The organism is Burkholderia sp. Ed8 (assembly GCF_040761425.1).
GTDB lineage: Bacteria > Pseudomonadota > Gammaproteobacteria > Burkholderiales > Burkholderiaceae > Burkholderia > Burkholderia seminalis.
The window spans coordinates 1,813,545-1,832,547 of sequence record NZ_CP142886.1; the positions used below are offsets into that span (position 1 = coordinate 1,813,545).

The 19,003-nt window shown below is 66.4% G+C and carries 14 protein-coding genes; 9 read left to right on the plus strand and 5 right to left on the minus strand.

Features of this window, described 5'->3' with window-relative positions:
• Positions 1–118 precede the first annotated feature (118 nt).
• Both VXM69_RS22390 and VXM69_RS22395 read left to right on the plus strand, forming a co-directional pair.
• Entirely contained in the window at positions 119–1,480 is a 1,362-nt protein-coding gene (locus tag VXM69_RS22390; protein WP_034186433.1) for a GntP family permease, read from the plus strand.
• Positions 1,481–1,493: 13 nt separating this feature from the next.
• A complete protein-coding gene (locus VXM69_RS22395) occupies positions 1,494–1,997 on the plus strand; it encodes a gluconokinase (RefSeq protein ID WP_034186434.1) in 504 nt (167 codons plus the stop codon).
• Positions 1,998–2,069: 72 nt separating this feature from the next.
• On the opposite strand, the gene VXM69_RS22400 is transcribed toward VXM69_RS22395, so the two are convergent.
• Positions 2,070–2,717, minus strand: coding sequence for a TetR/AcrR family transcriptional regulator C-terminal domain-containing protein (locus VXM69_RS22400; protein WP_034186435.1), 648 nt, complete (start codon positions 2,715–2,717; stop codon positions 2,070–2,072).
• A gap of 277 nt (positions 2,718–2,994) precedes the next feature.
• Here VXM69_RS22400 and VXM69_RS22405 point away from each other — a divergent pair, with 277 nt between their 5' ends.
• Positions 2,995–4,419: an NAD(P)/FAD-dependent oxidoreductase gene (locus tag VXM69_RS22405; protein WP_367190174.1), complete on the plus strand. Its 1,425-nt coding sequence runs from the start codon at positions 2,995–2,997 to the stop codon at positions 4,417–4,419.
• Positions 4,420–4,512: 93 nt separating this feature from the next.
• Here the strand turns inward: VXM69_RS22405 and purB are convergent, their stop codons facing one another.
• The gene (purB, locus tag VXM69_RS22410) at positions 4,513–5,901 is read right to left on the minus strand and encodes an adenylosuccinate lyase (protein WP_034186437.1); all 1,389 of its coding nucleotides are present in this window, start codon (positions 5,899–5,901) and stop codon (positions 4,513–4,515) included.
• Positions 5,902–6,197: 296 nt separating this feature from the next.
• On the opposite strand from purB, the gene VXM69_RS22415 reads away from it, so the two are divergent.
• The gene (locus tag VXM69_RS22415) at positions 6,198–7,151 is read left to right on the plus strand and encodes a LysR substrate-binding domain-containing protein (protein ID WP_049030013.1); all 954 of its coding nucleotides are present in this window, start codon (positions 6,198–6,200) and stop codon (positions 7,149–7,151) included.
• Between the two features lie 10 nt (positions 7,152–7,161).
• On the opposite strand, the gene VXM69_RS22420 is transcribed toward VXM69_RS22415, so the two are convergent.
• Complete coding sequence (locus VXM69_RS22420; protein ID WP_034186439.1) at positions 7,162–7,341, minus strand: hypothetical protein; 180 nt, start codon at positions 7,339–7,341, stop codon at positions 7,162–7,164.
• A gap of 93 nt (positions 7,342–7,434) precedes the next feature.
• Here VXM69_RS22420 and VXM69_RS22425 point away from each other — a divergent pair, with 93 nt between their 5' ends.
• The 5 genes from VXM69_RS22425 (at position 7,435) to VXM69_RS22445 (ending at position 12,057) form a co-directional block, all read left to right on the plus strand.
• The gene (locus tag VXM69_RS22425; RefSeq protein WP_034186440.1) at positions 7,435–8,721 is read left to right on the plus strand and encodes a Glu/Leu/Phe/Val dehydrogenase; all 1,287 of its coding nucleotides are present in this window, start codon (positions 7,435–7,437) and stop codon (positions 8,719–8,721) included.
• A gap of 218 nt (positions 8,722–8,939) precedes the next feature.
• Positions 8,940–9,833: a glutamate/aspartate ABC transporter substrate-binding protein gene (locus VXM69_RS22430; protein ID WP_034186451.1), complete on the plus strand. Its 894-nt coding sequence runs from the start codon at positions 8,940–8,942 to the stop codon at positions 9,831–9,833.
• Between the two features lie 84 nt (positions 9,834–9,917).
• On the plus strand, positions 9,918–10,658 hold the full coding sequence (locus VXM69_RS22435) for an amino acid ABC transporter permease (protein ID WP_034186441.1): 741 nt from the start codon (positions 9,918–9,920) through the stop codon (positions 10,656–10,658).
• Complete coding sequence (gene gltK / locus VXM69_RS22440; RefSeq protein WP_034186442.1) at positions 10,658–11,335, plus strand: glutamate/aspartate ABC transporter permease GltK; 678 nt, start codon at positions 10,658–10,660, stop codon at positions 11,333–11,335. Before VXM69_RS22435 ends, gltK begins: the two co-directional genes overlap by 1 nt.
• Positions 11,332–12,057, plus strand: a complete 726-nt coding sequence (locus VXM69_RS22445; RefSeq protein WP_069706501.1) for an amino acid ABC transporter ATP-binding protein — start codon at positions 11,332–11,334, stop codon at positions 12,055–12,057. The genes gltK and VXM69_RS22445 overlap by 4 nt, the downstream gene beginning before the upstream one ends.
• An 83-nt stretch (positions 12,058–12,140) precedes the next feature.
• Here VXM69_RS22445 and VXM69_RS22450 read toward each other — a convergent pair whose 3' ends face one another.
• Both VXM69_RS22450 and VXM69_RS22455 read right to left on the minus strand, forming a co-directional pair.
• The gene (locus VXM69_RS22450; RefSeq protein WP_367190175.1) at positions 12,141–17,360 is read right to left on the minus strand and encodes an autotransporter outer membrane beta-barrel domain-containing protein; all 5,220 of its coding nucleotides are present in this window, start codon (positions 17,358–17,360) and stop codon (positions 12,141–12,143) included.
• Positions 17,361–17,964: 604 nt separating this feature from the next.
• A complete protein-coding gene (locus VXM69_RS22455) occupies positions 17,965–18,876 on the minus strand; it encodes a class II glutamine amidotransferase (RefSeq protein WP_034187113.1) in 912 nt (303 codons plus the stop codon).
• Positions 18,877–19,003: the final 127 nt, after the last annotated feature.

The window sequence follows — 19,003 nt, forward strand, 5'->3', positions numbered from 1 at the left end:
AGATAAGTAAAATTCAGCGTCCTGACGGGGTGGGTACCCCCCGTGTTTCGGAGACCTGCATAGCCGGGCATACTCGCAACAGCTCGCCCGGTTCGAACAATTCTAGGAGGAGTGCCACATGGGGGCTGTCCAAGGCAGCATGCTGCTCGTATTCACGCTGATCGCGATTGCCGCGCTGATCCTGATGATCGCGCGCTACAAGATCTACCCGTTCCTGGTGCTAATCATCGTTTCGCTCGGCCTTGGTCTCGTCGTCGGCATGCCGATGGACAAGATCGTCAAGTCGTTCGAGACGGGCACCGGCGGCACGCTCGGTCACATTGCGATCGTCGTCGGCCTCGGCACGATGCTCGGCAAGATGATGGCCGAATCGGGCGGCGCCGAACGGATCGCGACCACGCTGATCGACTGGTTCGGTGAAAAGAACATCCACTGGGCGATGATGTTCGTCGCGATCATCGTCGGCCTGCCGGTGTTCTTCGAAGTCGGCTTCGTGCTGCTGATCCCGATCGCGTTCAACGTCGCGAAGCGCACCGGCAAGTCGCTGCTCGTCGTCGGCCTGCCGATGGTGGCCGGCCTGTCGGTCGTGCACGGGCTGATCCCGCCGCACCCGGCCGCGCTGCTGGCTGTCCAGCAATACGGCGCCGATATCGGCAAGACGATCGCGTTCGGCCTGCTCGTCGGCGTGCCGACCGCGATCATCGCGGGCCCGCTGTTCGCGCTGACGATCTCGAAGTTCGTGAAGCTGCCGGACAACAACCCGCTCGCGTCGCAATTCGTCGATTCGCGCACGGACGGCCGCACGCGCGAACTGCCGAGCTTCGGCATCACGCTGTTCACGATCCTGCTGCCCGTCGTGCTGATGCTCGTCGGCAGCTGGGCCGACCTGCTGTTCACGCCGAAGTCGCTGCCGAACAACCTGCTGCGCTTCGCCGGCAACTCGGACGTCGCGCTGCTGATCGCCGTGCTCGTGAGCTTCTTCACGTTCGGCAAGCTGCAGGGCTTCAACCGCGACCAGATCCAGAAGTTCTGCAGCGAGTGTCTGGCGCCGATCGCCGGGATCACGCTGATCGTCGGCGCGGGCGGCGGCTTCGGCGGTGTCCTGCGCGACAGCGGGATCTCGCAGCAGATCGTCGAGACCGCGAAGCACGCGCATCTGTCGCCGCTGCTGCTCGGCTGGTTCGTCGCGGCGCTGATGCGTCTCGCGACCGGCTCGGCGACGGTCGCGATGACGACGGCCTGCGGCATCGTCGCGCCGATCGCGGCGGCGGCCGGCACGACGGTCAGCCCGGAGCTGCTGGTGCTGGCCACCGGTTCGGGCTCGCTGATCTTCTCGCACGTGAACGATGGCGGCTTCTGGCTGATCAAGGAATACTTCGGGATGACGGTCGGTCAGACGTTCAAGACCTGGTCGTTGCTCGAAACCATCATTTCAGTGCTTGGTCTGGGCTTCACGCTGCTGCTGAGCATGGTTTTGTAACAAGGGGTAGTCAATGATTCTGATCGCAATGGGCGTATCGGGCGCAGGCAAGTCGCTGATCGGCGAGATGCTGGCGGAACGCCTGTCGTGCAGCTATACCGACGGCGACGCGTTTCACAGCGCGGCGAACAAGGAAAAGATGCATAACGGCATTCCGCTGACCGACGACGACCGCTGGCCGTGGCTGCGCACGATCCGCGCGGCCATCGAGGAAAAGCAGCGTGCCGGCGAAACGGCCGTGTTCACGTGCTCGTCGCTGAAGCGGTCGTACCGCGACGTGCTGCGCGGCACCGACACCGATGTGCGGTTCGTGTATCTGAAGGGGTCGTTCGAGGTGTTGCAGGAGCGCCTGAAGAGCCGCACCGGCCATTTCTTCGATCCGTCGCTGCTGAAGAGCCAGCTCGATACGCTCGAGGAGCCGGGCCCGGACGAAGCGATCGAGGTCAGCATCGAGCTGACGCCCGAACGGATCGTCGATCAGGTCATGCTGAAGATCGGTACCGCGCAGCAGCATTGAGCGCGGTTCGCGGCAATCGTCACGCAAAAGGCGCCCTTCGGGGCGCCTTTGCGTTGGCGCGAAGCCGGCCGGTCAGGCCGCGTGCGCGCGCCGCGCGATGCCGTCGAGCAGGACGTCGAGCATCGTGTCGTGCACGACGGCCGGGTCCAGCTGCGCATAGAGTGGGGCGGCCGACCTGACGAGCGGATGCTCGGCGTCGGACAGCGCGTTCATCTCCGCGAGTTCGACGTCGTTGGCCGCACGCGTGAGGCCGCCGGCTTCGGCGGCAGCGAGCCCGATCACGCTCGCGTACCAGCCGACACACACCGCCGGCAGCGCCGCGCGCGGGATGCCGGCGTCGGTCAGCGCGCGATGCACGGCCTCGATGTGTGCGAGGTCGGCCGGCCCCGTGCTCATGTGCCGCTGCAGCAGCGCGAACGCGGCAGGGTAGCGCAGCGCGAGCGCGCGGTACTGGCGCGCGAGGTCGCGCAGCCGCTCGCGCCACGGCAGCGACGGGTCGACCGGCACGAGCGAGCGCGACAGCGCGTTCGCGATCGCGCGGTTCAGGCCTTCCTTCGACTTGAAGTGATACAGCACGCTCATCGGGTCGCAGCCGACCGACTGCGCGAGCTTGCGCACGCTGAATGCGGCTTCTCCGACGTCTTCGAGCAGCGCGAGGGCGGCCGCGACGATCGCGTCCTTGTCGAGGCCGCGCGGGCCTTGGGCGGGTTTGTCCTTCATCGAGGCGGGCGGGCACGCCGGTGCGGGACCGGCCGTAAACTTGACGAAAGCTTATTCTACACTGTAGAATTATTTCTGCGGTGTAGAAATTGGGTGTCCCGGCACCTTTCAAGACGTGCTTTCGCACAGTCCGGGATCCAGGCGGCACGAGCGTGCCCGCCGTCAACACGGGCCATCGCGCCCCCTCTTCTCGTTGACACCCATGTGGAACCGGCTGCCCCACCCGCGAAGCCAGAAGGCTATTCGACAGGCGGCCCAAGACCATGCAAGTGCAATCATGACGTCCAACCAGCAACGACCCCTGATCCAGGGCGAATCGCGTTTCGAGCAAACGCAACTGAACATCGAAAAAGACAACTGGAACTGGTGCGACCCGGCTCGCTACGACGGCGAGCGCCCGGCCAACTGGTATGAGGCGTCGCTGTCGCGTCATGCGAACGGCGCGCCGCTCGCGCACGATGCGGTGTGCGACGTGCTCGTGATCGGCGCGGGGCTGCTCGGCGCATCGGCCGCGCTGCATCTCGCGGAAGCGGGCGTCGACACGATCCTCGTCGACAAGCACCACGTCGGTTCGGCCGCGTCCGGCCGCAACGGCGGCCAGCTGACGCCCGGCCTCGCGCGCTGGGAGGCGGCCGACATGATCGACCACCTGTCGCACGACGACGCGAAGCGGCTGTGGCGCTTCGCGTCGGCCGAGTCGATGGACCTGATCGATGCGATCGGCGCGCGCTACGCGCTCGACCTCGACCGCAAGCGCGGCCACATCACGGCGGCCGTTCACCCGGGCCACATGAGCGCGCTGCTCGACGGCGCGGATGCGCGCCGTCATCTCGGCGACGCGGGCGTGACGCTCGTCGGCCGCCATCAGCTGCACGACGAATACGTCCGCTCGGGGCTGTATCACGGCGCGGCGATCGATGCGATCGGCGGCCAGATCCATCCGCTCGCGCTGGTGCGCGGCCTCGTGCACGGCTTCCGGCTGAACGGCGGCGCGCTGTTCGAGGGCACCGAGGTGCTCGAACTCGACGAGACGCCCGCGGGCGTCGTCGCGACGACGCCGGGCGGCACGATCACCGCGCGCAAGGGCGTCGTGCTCGCGCTGCACAACACGACGTTCCGGCTGCTGGACGACGGCGCGGCAACCACGGTGCCGTTCTTTACCTACGTGAGCGTGACGGCGCCGCTCGACGTCGATGTCGCGACGCTGATGCCGGCCGGCATGCCCGTGTACGACACGCAGTTCCAGATCGACTACTACCGGCCGGTGCGCGGCAACCGCCTGCTGTTCGGCGGGCAGGGCACCGGCACCTGCTGGGCGCAGCCCGACGTCAACGCGTATCTGCTGACGCGGCTGAACACGGTGTTTCCGCAGACCGACGGCCGCATCGCGCTCGACTACTGCTGGAGCGGCGTCAGCGACTTCACGCTGAACGGCGCCACCGACAGCCGCAAGACCGACGCCCGCGTGCCGATGTACATGGTGCAGGGCTGGAGCGGCCACGGCGTCGCGCAGACGGTGCGGATCGGCAAGGCGATCTGCGACGATTTCGTCGGCCGCAACGACGATTTCTCGATGCTCACGGGCATCGATCACCGCGCGATTCCGCTCGGCCGGCAGTTGTCGCCGATCGCGATTCCCGCCGCGAAGGCCGCGATGAGCGTGATGAGCGCGCTGAACCCGGGGCGGATGATCTCGTTCTGATGGTCCGGTGTTCAGGCTGCCGCGCGCCGTCAATGAAAAAGCCCGATGTGAATCGCTCGCATCGGGCTTTTTTTCGTCCGGGGACGGCGGTGCTTACGCGATCCGTTTCGCGAGTTCGACGGCCTTGCCGATGTACGACGCGGGCGTCATCGCAAGCAGCAGATCCTTCGCGTCCTGCGGGATCGCGAGCGTGCCGACGAATTCCTGCAGCGCCTCGCGCGTGATGCCCTTGCCGCGCGTCAGTTCCTTCAGCTGCTCGTACGGGTTCTCGATGCCGTAGCGGCGCATTACCGTCTGCACCGGCTCGGCCAGCACTTCCCAGCAGTTGTCGAGATCTTCGTTCAGGCGCTGCGGGTTCACCTCGAGCTTGTCGAGGCCGCGGATCAGCGAGTCGTACGCGAGCAGCGAGTAGCCGAGCGCGACGCCCATGTTGCGCAGCACCGTCGAGTCGGTCAGGTCGCGCTGCCAGCGCGACACCGGCAGCTTGTCGGCGAGGTGGCGCAGCGTCGCGTTCGCGAGGCCGAGGTTGCCTTCCGAGTTCTCGAAGTCGATCGGGTTGACCTTGTGCGGCATCGTCGACGAGCCGATCTCGCCGGCCTTCGTCTTCTGCTTGAAGTAGCCGACCGAGATGTAGCCCCACACGTCGCGGTCGAGGTCGAGCAGGATCGTGTTCGCGCGCGCGACGGCGTCGAACAGCTCGGCCATGTAGTCGTGCGGCTCGATCTGGATCGTATACGGGTTGAACGTGAGCTTCAGGCGGTTCTCGATCACGTCGCGCGAGAACGCTTCCCAGTCGAATGCCGGATACGCGGACAGGTGCGCGTTGAAGTTGCCGACCGCGCCGTTCATCTTGCCGAGGATCTCGACCTTCTCGATGCGGGTGATCGCACGGGCGAGACGCGCGGCGACGTTCGCGAGTTCCTTGCCGAGCGTCGTCGGGCTGGCCGGCTGGCCGTGCGTGCGCGACAGCATCGGCTGCTCGGCGTGCGCGTGCGCGAGGGCGACGAGGCGCTGGTAGACCGTGCGCAGCGCCGGCAGGATCACGTGTTCGCGCGCGCCGGCGAGCATCATGCCGTGCGACGTGTTGTTGATGTCCTCGGACGTGCACGCGAAGTGGATGAATTCGCTGGCCTGCTCGAGTTCGGCCTGGCCCTTCACCGATTCCTTCAGCCAGTATTCGACGGCCTTCACGTCATGGTTCGTCACGCGCTCGATTTCCTTGATGCGGGCGGCGTCGTGCGCGGTGAAGCGCTCGGCGAGCTGCAGCAGGAACTGCTCGGACGCATCGGAGAAGCGCGGGATTTCCGCGAAGCCGGCGCGCGACAGCGCGATCAGCCAGTGCACCTCGACGGTGACGCGGTGGCGCATGAAGGCGGCTTCGGAGAGCCAGTCGCGCAGCGCTTCGGTCTTGCTGGCGTAGCGGCCGTCGATGGGCGAGAGCGCGGTGAGGGCGAAAAGCGTATCGGGACGAGTGTCGGACATGATCGGGCGGGCCTTGGGGCCGGGTCGAGCGAGGGGGAAGGAGAATCCGGCATTTTACCATTGGCGCGGGGCGATCCCGGCCGAACCGGTCCGGCCGCTACCGGCGCGGGGCACCGGCGCGGGCGACCAGTGCGGGCGACCAGTGCGGGCGACCAGTGCGGGACGGCGGGCGCGTGACGGCGGGCCGGCGCCAGAAAGGGCCGCTTGCGCGTGTCCGCGCCGCCGCCGCCGACCGGGGCTGCCCGCCGGTAGAATGCAGGCTTCTTCCCGACCGCCGCCCGCCGCGCCCCGCCTGCATGGAACTGAAATGGCTCGAAGACTTCGTTTCGCTCGCGGAAACGCGCAGCTTTAGCCGGTCTGCCGAACTGCGGCACGTGTCGCAGCCGGCGTTCTCGCGGCGGATCCAGGCGCTGGAGGCGTGGCTCGCGACCGAACTGATCGATCGTTCGGTTTATCCGACGCGGCTCACGCAGGCCGGGCAGATCTTCTACGAGCAGGCGCTGACGATGCTGTCGCAGGCGCACGAGGCGCGCACGCTGCTGCGCGGCCACGTCGGCGCGCCGGTGCCGACGATCGAGTTCGCGGTGCCGCACACGCTGTCGCTCACGTATTTTCCGCGCTGGCTGCAGCGGATCGAGGCGAAGATGGGCCAGGTCCACACGCGGCTGCGCGCGCTGAATGTGCACGACGCGGTGCTGTCGCTCGTCGAGGGCGGCTGCGATCTCGTGATGGGCTACCACCACCCGAGCCATCCGGTCGCGCTCGACCCGGCGCGCTACGACATGCTGGTCCTCGGCAGCGAGCCGATCAGCCCGTTCTCGGCGCCCGGCCGCGCCGGCCGGCCGCGCCATACGCTGCCGGGCGCGGCCGACGCGCGCGTGCCGTACCTGTCGTATACGCCGAACGCGTATCTCGGCCGGATGACCGAGGTCATCATCGCGAACGCGCCGACCCGGCTGTTCCTCGACCGCGTCTACGAGACCGACATGGCCGAAGGGCTGAAGGCGATGGCGCTCGCGGGCCACGGCGTCGCGTTCCTGCCGCACAGCGCGGTCGAGGATTCGGTCGCGGGCGGCCGGCTGATCCGGCTCGACCGGTCGGCGCGCGGCGGCGCGCATCCGTTCACGCTGACGATGGAGATCCGGCTGTACTGCGACAAGCTCGCGCTGCAGGGCGACGATCCGCGCCAGAAACTCGTGCGCGCGCTGTGGGAGGTCGTGCGCGACGAGCTGCGCGACACCCCGAATTAACCGCCGGCGGTTAATCGACCGCCGCCGGTCGGTCGCGGCCGGCTGACGGCGGCCTTGCGGTGCCTGTCGGGCGGCTGTCCGGCGGCCGGCCCGCGCGCATGCCAGCCGATTTTTTCGCCGGCGCGATGCACGGCCGATCGCGGGCGTTCTTGCGCAAATCGACCGCGGATTTGCGAAAAATCGCGATCATGCAAGAAACGCATAATCGAATAAGCAAACGGCATTGGATAAAAAAAACGGGTTTTTCGACAATGTGCGCAATCCGTTGAACGTTGGAGCTTCCATGTCTTCGCAACAGCAGTCCATCCCGTCCTACCTGCACGCCGACGATCTCGGCCCGTGGGGCAACTACCTTCAGCAGGTCGATCGCGTCGCGCCGTACCTCGGTTCGCTGTCGCGCTGGCTCGAAACGCTGAAGCGTCCGAAGCGCATCCTGATCGTCGATTGCCCCATCGAGCTCGATAACGGCACCGTCGCGCACTTCGAAGGCTATCGCGTGCAGCACAACGTGTCGCGCGGCCCGGGCAAGGGCGGCGTGCGCTACCACCAGGACGTGACGCTGTCGGAAGTGATGGCGCTGTCCGCATGGATGTCGGTGAAGAACGCGGCCGTGAACGTGCCGTACGGCGGTGCGAAGGGCGGCATCCGCGTGGACCCGCGCAAGCTGTCGCGGGGTGAGCTCGAGCGCGTGACGCGCCGCTACACCAGCGAAATCGGCATCATCATCGGGCCGAACACCGACATTCCGGCGCCGGACGTCAACACCAACGAACAGGTGATGGCGTGGATGATGGACACGTACTCGATGAACCAGGGCCAGACGTCGACCGGCGTCGTGACCGGCAAGCCGATCGCGCTCGGCGGTTCGCTCGGTCGCAAGGAAGCGACGGGCCGCGGCGTGTTCGTCGTCGGCTCGGAAGCGGCGAAGAAGAAGGGGCTGGAAATCGAAGGCGCGCGCATCGCGGTGCAGGGCTTCGGCAACGTCGGCGGCATCGCGGCGAAGCTGTTCCAGGAAGCCGGCTCGAAGGTGATCGCGGTGCAGGATCACACGGGCACGATCTACCAGCCGGCCGGCCTCGATTCGAACAAGCTGCTCGACCACGTCGCACGCACGGGCGGCGTCGCGGGCTTCGAAGGCGCCGAGCCGATGCCGAACGACGAGTTCTGGACGGTCGAGACCGACATCCTGATCCCGGCGGCGCTGGAAAACCAGATCACCGAGAAGAACGCGGCGAAGATCCGCACGAAGATCATCGTCGAAGGCGCGAACGGCCCGACGACGACGGCGGCGGACGACATCCTGAGCGCGAACGGCGTGCTCGTGATCCCCGACGTGATCGCGAACGCCGGTGGCGTGACCGTCTCGTACTTCGAATGGGTGCAGGATTTCTCGAGCTTCTTCTGGACGGAAGACGAGATCAACCACCGCCTCGAGCGCGTGATGCGCGAAGCGTTCGCCGGCGTGTGGGCGGTCGCGGAAGAGCACAAGGTGACGGTGCGTACGGCGGCGTTCATCGTCGCGTGCAAGCGCATCCTGATGGCGCGCGAAATGCGTGGCCTCTACCCCTGATCGTTGACTATGATCCATTCATGACGCAATCCCCCCGATTGCGGAAATGAACCCTCGCGGGCGATGCCGGATCCGGCCTCGCCCGCGCGCGCATTCGGGCGCCAGGAGCCGGGAGGAAGGCTTCGTGCAGGGCGATTCGTAGTGCGGTAAACAACCAGTACTTTCAAAAATATTACTTTGATACACTGGCGCGGGTTTTAGCCAAGGAGATGACCAAAATGAAATACCACAAGGCAGTCCTGATGGTCGCGGCGCTTTGCGCGTTCGCAAGCGGCGCGCATGCTCAGGAGACGGGCACGCTGAAGAAGATCAAGGACACGGGCGTGATCGCGCTGGGCCACCGCGAATCGTCGATTCCGTTCTCCTATTACGACCAGAACCAGCAGGTGGTCGGCTATTCGCGCGAATTCCAGATGAAGATCGTGGACGCGGTGAAGAAGAAGCTGAACCTGCCGAACCTGCAGGTGAAGAACATCCCCGTCACGTCGCAGAACCGCATTCCGCTCGTGCAGAACGGCACGGTCGACATCGAGTGCGGCTCGACGACCAACAACACCGAGCGCCAGCAGCAGGCTGCGTTCTCCGACACGATCTTCGTGATCGGCACGCGCCTGATGACGAAGAAGGATTCGGGCGTCAAGGATTTCGCCGACCTGAAGGGCAAGACGGTCGTGACGACCGCCGGCACGACGTCGGAGCGCCTGCTGCGCAAGATGAACAACGACAAGCAGCTGGGCATGAACATCATCAGCGCGAAGGATCATGGCGATTCCTTCAACACGCTGGAATCGGGCCGCGCGGTCGCGTTCATGATGGATGACGCGTTGCTCGCGGGCGAGCGCGCGAAGGCGAAGCAGCCGGGCGAGTGGGTGATCGTCGGCACGCCGCAATCGGAAGAAGCCTACGGCTGCATGATGCGCAAGGGCGATGCCGACTTCAAGAAGGTCGTCGACGACGCGATCTCGCAAGTCGAGAAGTCGGGCGAAGCCGCGAAGATCTACGCGAAGTGGTTCGAGAATCCGATCCCGCCGAAGGGGCTGAACCTGAACTTCCCGTTGTCCGATTCGATGAAGAAGCTGTACGCGAACCCGAACGACAAGGCACTCGACTGACCGCACGGCCGTTGATGCAGAAATGACGCTAATGAGACGGAAGAGGCCACGCTTCTTCCGTCTCTTTTTGCTGGAGTCTTGCCCATGTCTTACCACTGGAACTGGGGCATCTTCCTGAGCCCCGTGTCGACCGGCGAGCCGACGACTTATTTCGGATGGCTGATGTCCGGCTTCTGGGTGACGATCGAAGTGTCGCTCGTCGCCTGGGTCATCGCGCTGATCGTCGGGTCGCTGTTCGGCGTGCTGCGCACCGCGCCGAACAAATGGTTGTCCGCGATCGGCACCGTGTACGTGTCGATCTTCCGGAACATTCCGCTGATCGTGCAGTTCTTCGTCTGGTATCTCGTGATACCCGAGCTGCTGCCCGCGTCGATCGGGACCTGGATCAAGCAGTTGCCGCCGACCACGCAGTTCTTTACCGCGTCGATCGTCTGTCTGGGCCTGTTCACCGGCGCGCGCGTGTGCGAACAGGTGCGCTCGGGGATCAACGCGCTGCCGAAGGGCCAGCGCGCGGCCGGTCTCGCGATGGGCTTCACGCAATGGCAGACGTATCGCTACGTGCTGCTGCCCGTTGCGTACCGGATCATCGTGCCGCCGCTCACGTCGGAATTCCTGAACATCTTCAAGAACTCCGCCGTCGCGTCGACGATCGGCCTGCTCGACCTGTCCGCGCAGGCGCGCCAGCTCGTCGACTACACCGCGCAGACGTACGAGTCGTTCATCGCCGTCACGCTCGCGTACGTGATCATCAACCTCGTCGTGATGGCGTTCATGCGCTGGATCGAAGGCCGCACGCGGCTGCCCGGCTATATCGGAGGCAAGTGATGCATCAGTTCGACTGGAGTAGTATTCCCGGCGCGCTGCCGACGCTGTGGACGGGGGCGGTCGTCACGTTCCAGATCACGCTGATCGCGATCGTGGTCGGGATCGTCTGGGGCACGCTGCTGGCGCTGATGCGGCTGTCGGGCGTCAAGCCGCTCGCATGGTTCGCGCAGGGCTACGTGACGGTGTTCCGCTCGATCCCGCTCGTGATGGTGCTGCTGTGGTTCTTCCTGATCGTGCCGCAGCTGCTGCAGGGCGTGCTCGGGCTGTCGCCGACGATCGACATCCGCCTCGCGTCGGCCATGGTCGCGTTCTCGCTGTTCGAAGCCGCGTATTATTCCGAGATCATCCGCGCCGGCATCCAGGCGGTGCCGCGCGGGCAGGTGAATGCCGCGTTCGCGCTCGGCATGAACTACGCGCAGGCGATGCGCCTCGTGATCCTGCCGCAGGCGTTCCGCGCGATGGTGCCGCTGCTGCTCACGCAGGCGATCGTCCTGTTCCAGGATACGTCGCTCGTGTACGTGATCAGTCTCGCGGACTTCTTCCGCACGGCGGCCAACATCGGCGATCGCGACGGCACGACCGTCGAGATGGTCCTGTTCGCCGGCGCATGTTATTTCGTGATTTGCTCGTTGGCGTCTGCTCTCGTCAAGGGTCTCCAGAAAAAGGTCACAAGATGATTTCCATCAAGAACGTTTCGAAGTGGTACGGCCAGTTTCAGGTCCTCACCGACTGCACGACCGAGGTCAAGAAAGGCGAAGTGGTCGTCGTGTGCGGCCCGTCGGGCTCGGGCAAGTCGACGCTGATCAAGACCGTCAACGGCCTCGAGCCGTTTCAGCAGGGCGAGATCCTCGTGAACGGCCAGTCGGTCGGCGACAAAAAGACGAACCTGTCGAAGCTGCGCTCGAAGGTCGGGATGGTGTTCCAGCATTTCGAGCTGTTCCCGCATCTGTCGATCACCGAGAACCTGACGCTCGCGCAGGTCAAGGTGCTCGGCCGCGGCAAGGACGAAGCGACCGAGAAGGGCATGAAGCTGCTCGAGCGCGTCGGCCTGAAGGCGCATGCGCACAAGTTCCCGGGGCAGCTGTCGGGCGGCCAGCAGCAGCGTGTCGCGATCGCGCGCGCGCTGTCGATGGACCCGATCGCGATGCTGTTCGACGAACCGACGTCCGCGCTCGATCCCGAGATGATCAACGAAGTGCTCGACGTGATGGTCGAACTCGCGCAGGAAGGGATGACGATGATGGTCGTCACGCACGAGATGGGCTTCGCGAAGAAGGTCGCGCATCGCGTGATCTTCATGGACAAGGGCGCGATCGTCGAGGACGACCGCAAGGACGATTTCTTCTCGAATCCGAAATCGGAACGCGCGAAGGACTTCCTCGCGAAGATCCTGCACTGAGCGTTCGCGCGTTTCGCGCGCGTCCACGCGAAAACCGCCCGGCATCGAGCCGGGCGGTTTTTTTCGGCCGCCGGTCGCGTGCGTTACCAGCTGTAGCGGTAGCCGACCTGCCCGACGATGCCGCGCCGGTAATCGCCGCCGATGTTGCGCGCGATTTTCGCGTTCGCGTAGAGCTCGCCCGACTTGCCGAAGCTCGCGCTCACGCCGACCCCGAGCTCGTACCAGGTGCGGCCGAGGTGCGTCGCGAACGGCGTGCCGCCGACGACGGTCTGGCCCGGCGACAGGAAGTCGTGCAGCACGTCGGCCGTGAAGTACGGCGTCGCGGCGCCGCCGCCCGCATCCGACTGGAGGTTCGGCCGGAAGATGCGCACGCCGACGCGGCCGCGCAGCGCGTTCGTCGTCGTGCCCGATACGGCCGACACGTTGTCGTTGAACCCGTTCAGCTTCAGGTACTGGTACATCAGCTGCGCCTGCGGTTCGATCGCGATCGGCGTGCCGCCGATCGCGAACGGCTTGCCGACTTCCTGCGACAGCGCAATACCGAAACCGTTCTGCGACGCCTCGTTGCCGTAGCTGTCGCGATAGCGGTTGCCGTAGTGCGTGACCTGCCCGACGCTGTCGAAGTAGGTGCCGTCCGGCAGATAGCGCGTCCAGTAGCCGCCGACGCTCTGCGCGTGCATCTCGACCGAGCCCGTCGAGGTCGACAGGTCCTGCGCGTCGGCGCGCGCCATGTCGCTGAAACTCGCGTTCGACACGCCGATGCTGGCGGTCACGCCCGCATGCGTGCTGCCCGCGCCGTTCGGCGCCTGGTCGAGCGTCCAGTCCTTGCCGAACTGCGCGAAGAACGTGCGCTCGTCGGCCGCGAAGCGGCCCGCGTTCGCATCGAGGCTCTGGCCGCCGATGCGCCCCCATACGCCGTCGCGGTTGCCCGGCTGCTGCTTCTCGACGTTGTAGATGTCGCCGACGCGCTCGTGCAGCTTGCCGAGCGTGGAGAAGCCGTAGTCGGCGTTCAAGAGCGGCGTGAGCGCGTAGCCGGCGACGCCCGGGCGGTACGCGAGCGTGCCGCCGTTGCCGTTCCCGTTGTTGCCGCCGTCGCCGCCGCCGGACGGGTGGATCGGGTCGCCGGGGTCGGTCTGGTCGAGCTGCGAGCGAAGGTACCAGCCGTTCGCGTCGCTTTGACCGCCGCGATAGAGCCGGTATTCGTACGCGCCGGCCTGGACGGGCCCGGCGAGATGGAAGGCCGACGCGGTGGTCGTGCCGCCGTTGGCCGTGACGACCACCGGAATCCCGTCGCCGGTCGTCTGCGCGCCGGTGCCGGCCGTATTGGCGATCTTCAGGCCGGTCGTGCCGTTCGCGGCGCCGCCGTTCACGATCAGCCGGTCGGTCGGCGACGCGTCGGCGCCGAGATACGTGTTGAGCGCGATCGTGCCGCCGCGGCCGACATAGTTGCCGGTCGTCAGCGTCTTGTAGCTGCCCGTGAGCGTCGGCGAACCGACGGGGGCGGCGAACGCGACGAGGCCCGCGTTGCTCAGGCTGCTCAGGACCGAGCTGCCCGTCATGCGCCACGTGCTCGAGCCGTCGACCCTCAGCGCGACCGGATCGATCTTGCCGGTCAGCGTCGTGCCGTACCCGAGGAACACGTTGCCGGTGCTCGATGCGTCGGAGACGATGTCGCCCGCGAGGTTCACGCCCAATGCGTTGAACGTCACGTTGCTGCCGTTCGCAAGGTTCAGCAGCGTGCCGTTGCCGGCCGTCACGACCGTGCCGTTTACCGTGATGTCGGCCTTGCCGCCGCGCGCGGCGAAGGCCGGCCCGGCGACGGACGTCACGCTACCGCCCTGGACCAGGACCGAACTCGTCGCGCCGCTCGCGAGCATATCCGACGTCAGCACGCCGGCCGTCGCGCCCTTGAGCGTCGTGCCGTGCAGTTCGAGCAAGCCGCCGCTGTCCGCGGTTGCGCCGTTGCCGGCCGCGCTGTCGATCGACGAATCCGTACCGGTGATACGCCCGCCGTGCAGCGCGACGCTGCCGTCGGCAGCGCTACCCGACGTGGTGAGCGTCACACCCGACAGCGTGGCTGCCGCACCATCCATCACGATCGCATGCGCACCGGCGCCGGTCGTCGCGATGGTCGTGCCGTCGGCCAAGAACGCCGAATCGGCGCTCGACACGTAGACGCCGCGCGCATTGGTACCGGAGGTGCGGACGACCGTCGTCGGATAGGTCGCGATGAGCGCGCTCGTGCCGGTCGACGTGACGCCGTCGGCGCCGTTGCCGGTCGTGGCGATCTGCATATCGGACAGTGAGATCGTTGTGTTCGCGCCGAGGTTGCGGATCCCGCTGCCCGATCCGCCCGTTGCGATCGAGGTCGCGCCGGCCACGATACCACCGCGCGTGACGGTCGGGTCGATCAGCACGCCGTCGGCGCTGCCGTTCGCGATCACGGTGCCGGCGCCCGACATCGAGACCCATGTGCCGGCGCCCGTCAGGCGTACGCCCGCGATGCCGTCGTCGGCTTCGATCGAGCCGGTGTTGGCGAGTAGCGCCGATGCCCCCTGCACGAGCGCGCCGGTGCCATCGGACACGCGGATCGTCGACGCGTTGTTTACCGCGCCTAACGTGCCGACGACGACGCCCGTCGAGTCGGCGCCGGTCAGCAACACCGTATTGCGGTTATCGAACGTGCCGAGGTTTTGCGCGACGAAGCCCGTCACGCCGGCGGTCGACGACGTCACGGCGGCATGGTTGGTCAGCGTCGTCGCGACCAGGCCACCGGTGTTTGCGCCGGCGAGGTCGTGCGCCTGCCCGTCGACGACGCCCGCGATCGCGCCGGCCGCGTTCAGGTTGATCGTCGCGCCGGCGTCGATCGTGCCGTTCGCGCCGCCCTCGACCGCGATCGCGATGCCGTTCGCGCCGTTGACGTTGTAGGTCGCGTTGCCGGTCGACAGCGTCGTGCCGGCGTCGGTCGCGAGCACGCCATGCGCACGCTGGCCGTTGACGTCGGTCGTCAGCGTGCCGGCCGCCGACGCGCCCGTGTACGCCGCGCCGCCCGCGACGCGGAACAGCGTCGAGTCGTCGGTGTCGACGCTGAGGTGCTGCGCGGCCACGTTGATCTTCGAGCCCGCGCCGTATGCGTAGAAGCCGATCTGGTTCGTGCCTGACATGAAGGCCGGCACCGCGTTCGCGCCGACGTCGATCGTCGCGCCCGAGCGTGCGTGCACGCCGATCGCGCCGGTGCCCGTCAGGTTGAGCGCGCCGTCGAGCGTGGCCTTCGCAAGCGGCCCTTCGGCCCACACGCCGTAGTTGCGCGTGCCCGACGCGGGATCGAGGCCGCCGGCCACGTCGATCGTGCCGGTCGACGTCGCGGCGGTCGCTTGCGTGCCGGTGCCGAGCACCATCACGCCGATGCCGTTCACGCCATTCAGCGTGATCGTGCCGGTGTTGGTCACGGTCGCGGCCGTATCGGCCGCGAGCATGCCGACGTTGGCGAGCGGCGTGCCGGGCGCCGTGCCGTTGACGACGATCGCTCCCGCGTTGGTCAACGTGCCGGACGTCGAGCCGATGCTCGCGAGCGCGGCGCCGTTCTGTGTCTGCGAGCCGATCACGATCGTGCCGAGGTTGCTCGCGGTGCCCGATGCGCCGAGCAGGATGCCGTATGCGTGCGCGGCGAGCGCGACGTCGCTTGCCGTGCCGCCGGGTGCGTACTGGGCCGCGCGGCCGAGATAGATCGTGCCGCCGGCCTGGTTCGTGAAGCTGCCGCCGTCGACGAGGCCGCCGATCACCTGGCTGTCGAGCGTCGTCGCGTTGACGCCGACGTTGATCGTGCCGGCGTTCGACCCGGTCGCGCCGTCTGTCACACCTACCGCGTAGTTCTGCAGGTTCGGCTGGTTGCCGTCGAGCGTCCACGCGCCGACGTTCATCACGCCGTTGTTGACGAACGAGGTGCCCGTTCCGCTTGCGTACACGCCGTTGCCTTCCGTGTAAGCGTTGAAGCCGAAGTTGGCGGGCGGCGCGCTGCCGCTCGTGTCGAAGTTGTCGCCGGATGCGTAGCCGGACGAGATCGTGCCGTTGTTGACGCCGCTTGCACCGCTCAGCAGGCGCACCAGCGTGAAGTCGCCCGACAGGCGCCCGTCGTTGATGAAGTGCGCACCGTTTTCCGCGAGGACGGCCGAGCTCGGGACGATCGTGTTGGTGCCGCGGAAGTCGATCTGGCCTTCCTTGCCGATCTGCAGCGTCGCGTTCGCGCCCGTGCCGTGCATGACTGACAGGAAATCGATCGGCAGCGTGTTCTTGTCGCCCGCGGACACGGTGTTCTGATACTGGAAGCTTTGCTGCGAGAACGTCACGGCCTGGCTGAACGCGCTGTCGTAGGCGGCCTGCGAGCCGAGCGCGCCGCTTTGCACCGAGCGCACGAGAAAGTCGTTGTACGCGGCAAGCGATGCGGCGTCGGTGACCTTCCACGTACTGCCGTCGAACGCGGTGAAGGTGCCCGCGTAGGCCGGCACGTCGAGCTGGCGGCTGCCGACGGCACCGCCGTCCGCAAGATAGTCGCCGGTGGTGAACTGAATCTGGTTGCGCGAGTTCCAGGTGACGGTGCTTGTCGTGGAGCCCGTACCGTCCGCGAAGGTAAGGTCGGTCCCCTTCGCGGCGATCGAGATCGCGTTGCCGGCTGCGTCGGGCGCGTTCGCCGCATTGCCGATCGACACGTTGAGCGATCCGCCGGTGGCGGCGACGGTGCCGATGCGCGTGTTCACGTACTGATCGCCGTTCACGTCGTGGTAGACGGGCACTTCGGTCGCGCCGGCCGTCGACGCGGAAAACGCGGACGAGTCGTAGGTCGCGACCGACGTGCGGGTGCCGGTGATCGAGTCGGGCGTGCTCACGCTGTGCGTCTTGCCGCCGAGCGACAGCAGCGGCTGGTTCGGGTTGCCCGACACGATGGTCGTGCTGCCGATCGGCGTGAGCGTGTAGCCCGGGTCGCCGCCGGCGCCGGTCCATGCGCCCGACACGCCGACGGTGTCGCCGCCCGACACGGTGGTGGCACCGGCCAGGTTGTCGTTGACGGTCGGGCTGAAACTGCCGAGCGCGCAGGTGCCGCCGCTCGCGACGGCCGCGCCGCTGCCGCAGGTCGATGCATGCGCGCCGCCGGCCGACAGCATGGCCAGCAATGCGCCGAGCGCTACCGCGCGGCGGTTCGTGCCCGATGCGCTACCCGAGCGCTTGCCGCGCGCCCGTGCCGTTTCCGCCACCGCGACCCAGCAGCCGGCGGTTTCGCTCCATATCGATCGAAATGAGTGATTCACGACAAGCCCCTATTTCTTGTTTTGAAATGGCATTCGCCGGAATTCGGCGAATTCGCAATCCGCGGTGGAGAAATAATCCGAAAGGGGCGTGCGGCGGCTGTGGCTGCGTATCGCGCCAATCGTGTTTCGTTACACCAGCGATGGGCGGAGTCTACTGATTCGGAGCACGGTCGATTATCGAGAAATCGGGAAATGTGGGGATGCCAACCGTAGTGGGTTGTATTTTTGATTTGTGTGGTTAATCGAACCGAAAGCCATGCAGGTCAATGGACCCGGGGGATGGGGTGAAAATCAGGAATGGCCGGTGGGGTGGGTGGGATACCGCACGGATTGACGGCAACCGATAAGCTAGAATGCACGCCCGAGATTATATTTAATGGGAAGAATTTGCCGTTTCTTGATTTGGTTGTTTTTTATTTTCGCTTGTAAATTAATAAAATCAAGCGAATTTCTCATGGTGCTGATTCATTGCGCCGAATGGCGGCCCGAGTGAAACGGCATCGGCCGAGGCGCGCCGATTTTCACCGGTAAGGGATGCGTCGGCCTCGACGCGAGGTTCGCTCGAGCGGAAAGGACGCAGGTTGCGGCGCGTGCCGTACCGGGTTCAGAAATCGATTGCGTCGTCGGAGTCGCCGTCGGCGGCGGTGGCGAGTGCCTCACGGACCTCGCGCGGCGCGGACGCCGATGCGTCGAGCGCCGGGTTGCGCAGTTTCTCGAGCACACGCTCGGGCACCGGGATCTGCATCCGCGCGGCGACGTCGCCGCACTGGAACATGATCAGCTCGCCCGGCTCGAACGCGGTCCAGACCTCGTTGTCGGTGAGCGGCTGCGTCGCGATCACCGCGACGCGATCTTCGGGCGTCGTGTATTTCGCGAAGTCGATCGACAGGTCCTCGTCGACGAGATGCGCGGTCGAGAACGGCCAGCGCCGCACCAGATAGTGCAGGCGCGTCGAGCAGTGCGCGAAGAGCGCCTGGCCGTTCGACATCAGGAAGTTGAACACGCCGTGATCGGTGATCCCGCGCGTGAGTTCGCCGACGCGCTCGAACAACTCCGGCAGCGGCGGCTGCGCGCCGGGAAAGGCCTCGCGCAGCCCCTGCATCAGCACGCAGAACGCCTGTTCGCTGTCGGTCGTGCCGACCGGGTGGTAGACGCTGCCGTCCATGTTCGGCGCATAGTCCTGCAGGTCGCCGTTATGCGCGAAGATCCAGTGCCGGCCCCACAGCTCGCGCATGAACGGGTGGCTGTTCTCGAGCAGGATGTGCCCCTGCGTCGCCTTGCGGATGTGCGCGATCGTGTTCTTGGACTTGATCGGGTAGCGCTTCACCATTTCGGCGATCGGCGACGTGGCCGATGCCTGGTGATCGATGAATAGGCGGCAGGCCTTGTCCTCGAAGAACGCGATGCCCCAGCCGTCGGCATGGTGATCGGTCAGCCCGCCCCGGGCCGCGAAACCTGTGAAGGAGAATGTGACGTCCGTCGGCGCGGCGCAGTTCATTCCTAAGAGTTGGCACATTTTACTTGGGGCGGCAGGCTGAAGCGGGGGGGTAACGAACCGGGCGAACCCCGGTACAATGCGGCTTCAAGCATATCACCGAGCCCTGAGCGGTAAAAAGCGGATTCCGCTGGCCAAAGGTCCCGTG

Coding starts and splice junctions, on each gene's coding strand:
- VXM69_RS22400 (WP_034186435.1), bottom strand. CDS start 2,717: ATGAAGGACAAACCCGCCCAAGGCCCGCGCGGCCTCGACAAGGACGCG.
- VXM69_RS22395 (WP_034186434.1), top strand. CDS start 1,494: ATGATTCTGATCGCAATGGGCGTATCGGGCGCAGGCAAGTCGCTGATC.
- VXM69_RS22425 (WP_034186440.1), top strand. CDS start 7,435: ATGTCTTCGCAACAGCAGTCCATCCCGTCCTACCTGCACGCCGACGAT.
- VXM69_RS22420 (WP_034186439.1), bottom strand. CDS start 7,341: ATGATCGCGATTTTTCGCAAATCCGCGGTCGATTTGCGCAAGAACGCC.
- VXM69_RS22405 (WP_367190174.1), top strand. CDS start 2,995: ATGACGTCCAACCAGCAACGACCCCTGATCCAGGGCGAATCGCGTTTC.
- VXM69_RS22390 (WP_034186433.1), top strand. CDS start 119: ATGGGGGCTGTCCAAGGCAGCATGCTGCTCGTATTCACGCTGATCGCG.
- VXM69_RS22430 (WP_034186451.1), top strand. CDS start 8,940: ATGAAATACCACAAGGCAGTCCTGATGGTCGCGGCGCTTTGCGCGTTC.
- VXM69_RS22445 (WP_069706501.1), top strand. CDS start 11,332: ATGATTTCCATCAAGAACGTTTCGAAGTGGTACGGCCAGTTTCAGGTC.
- VXM69_RS22455 (WP_034187113.1), bottom strand. CDS start 18,876: ATGTGCCAACTCTTAGGAATGAACTGCGCCGCGCCGACGGACGTCACA.
- VXM69_RS22415 (WP_049030013.1), top strand. CDS start 6,198: ATGGAACTGAAATGGCTCGAAGACTTCGTTTCGCTCGCGGAAACGCGC.
- gltK (WP_034186442.1), top strand. CDS start 10,658: ATGCATCAGTTCGACTGGAGTAGTATTCCCGGCGCGCTGCCGACGCTG.
- purB (WP_034186437.1), bottom strand. CDS start 5,901: ATGTCCGACACTCGTCCCGATACGCTTTTCGCCCTCACCGCGCTCTCG.
- VXM69_RS22435 (WP_034186441.1), top strand. CDS start 9,918: ATGTCTTACCACTGGAACTGGGGCATCTTCCTGAGCCCCGTGTCGACC.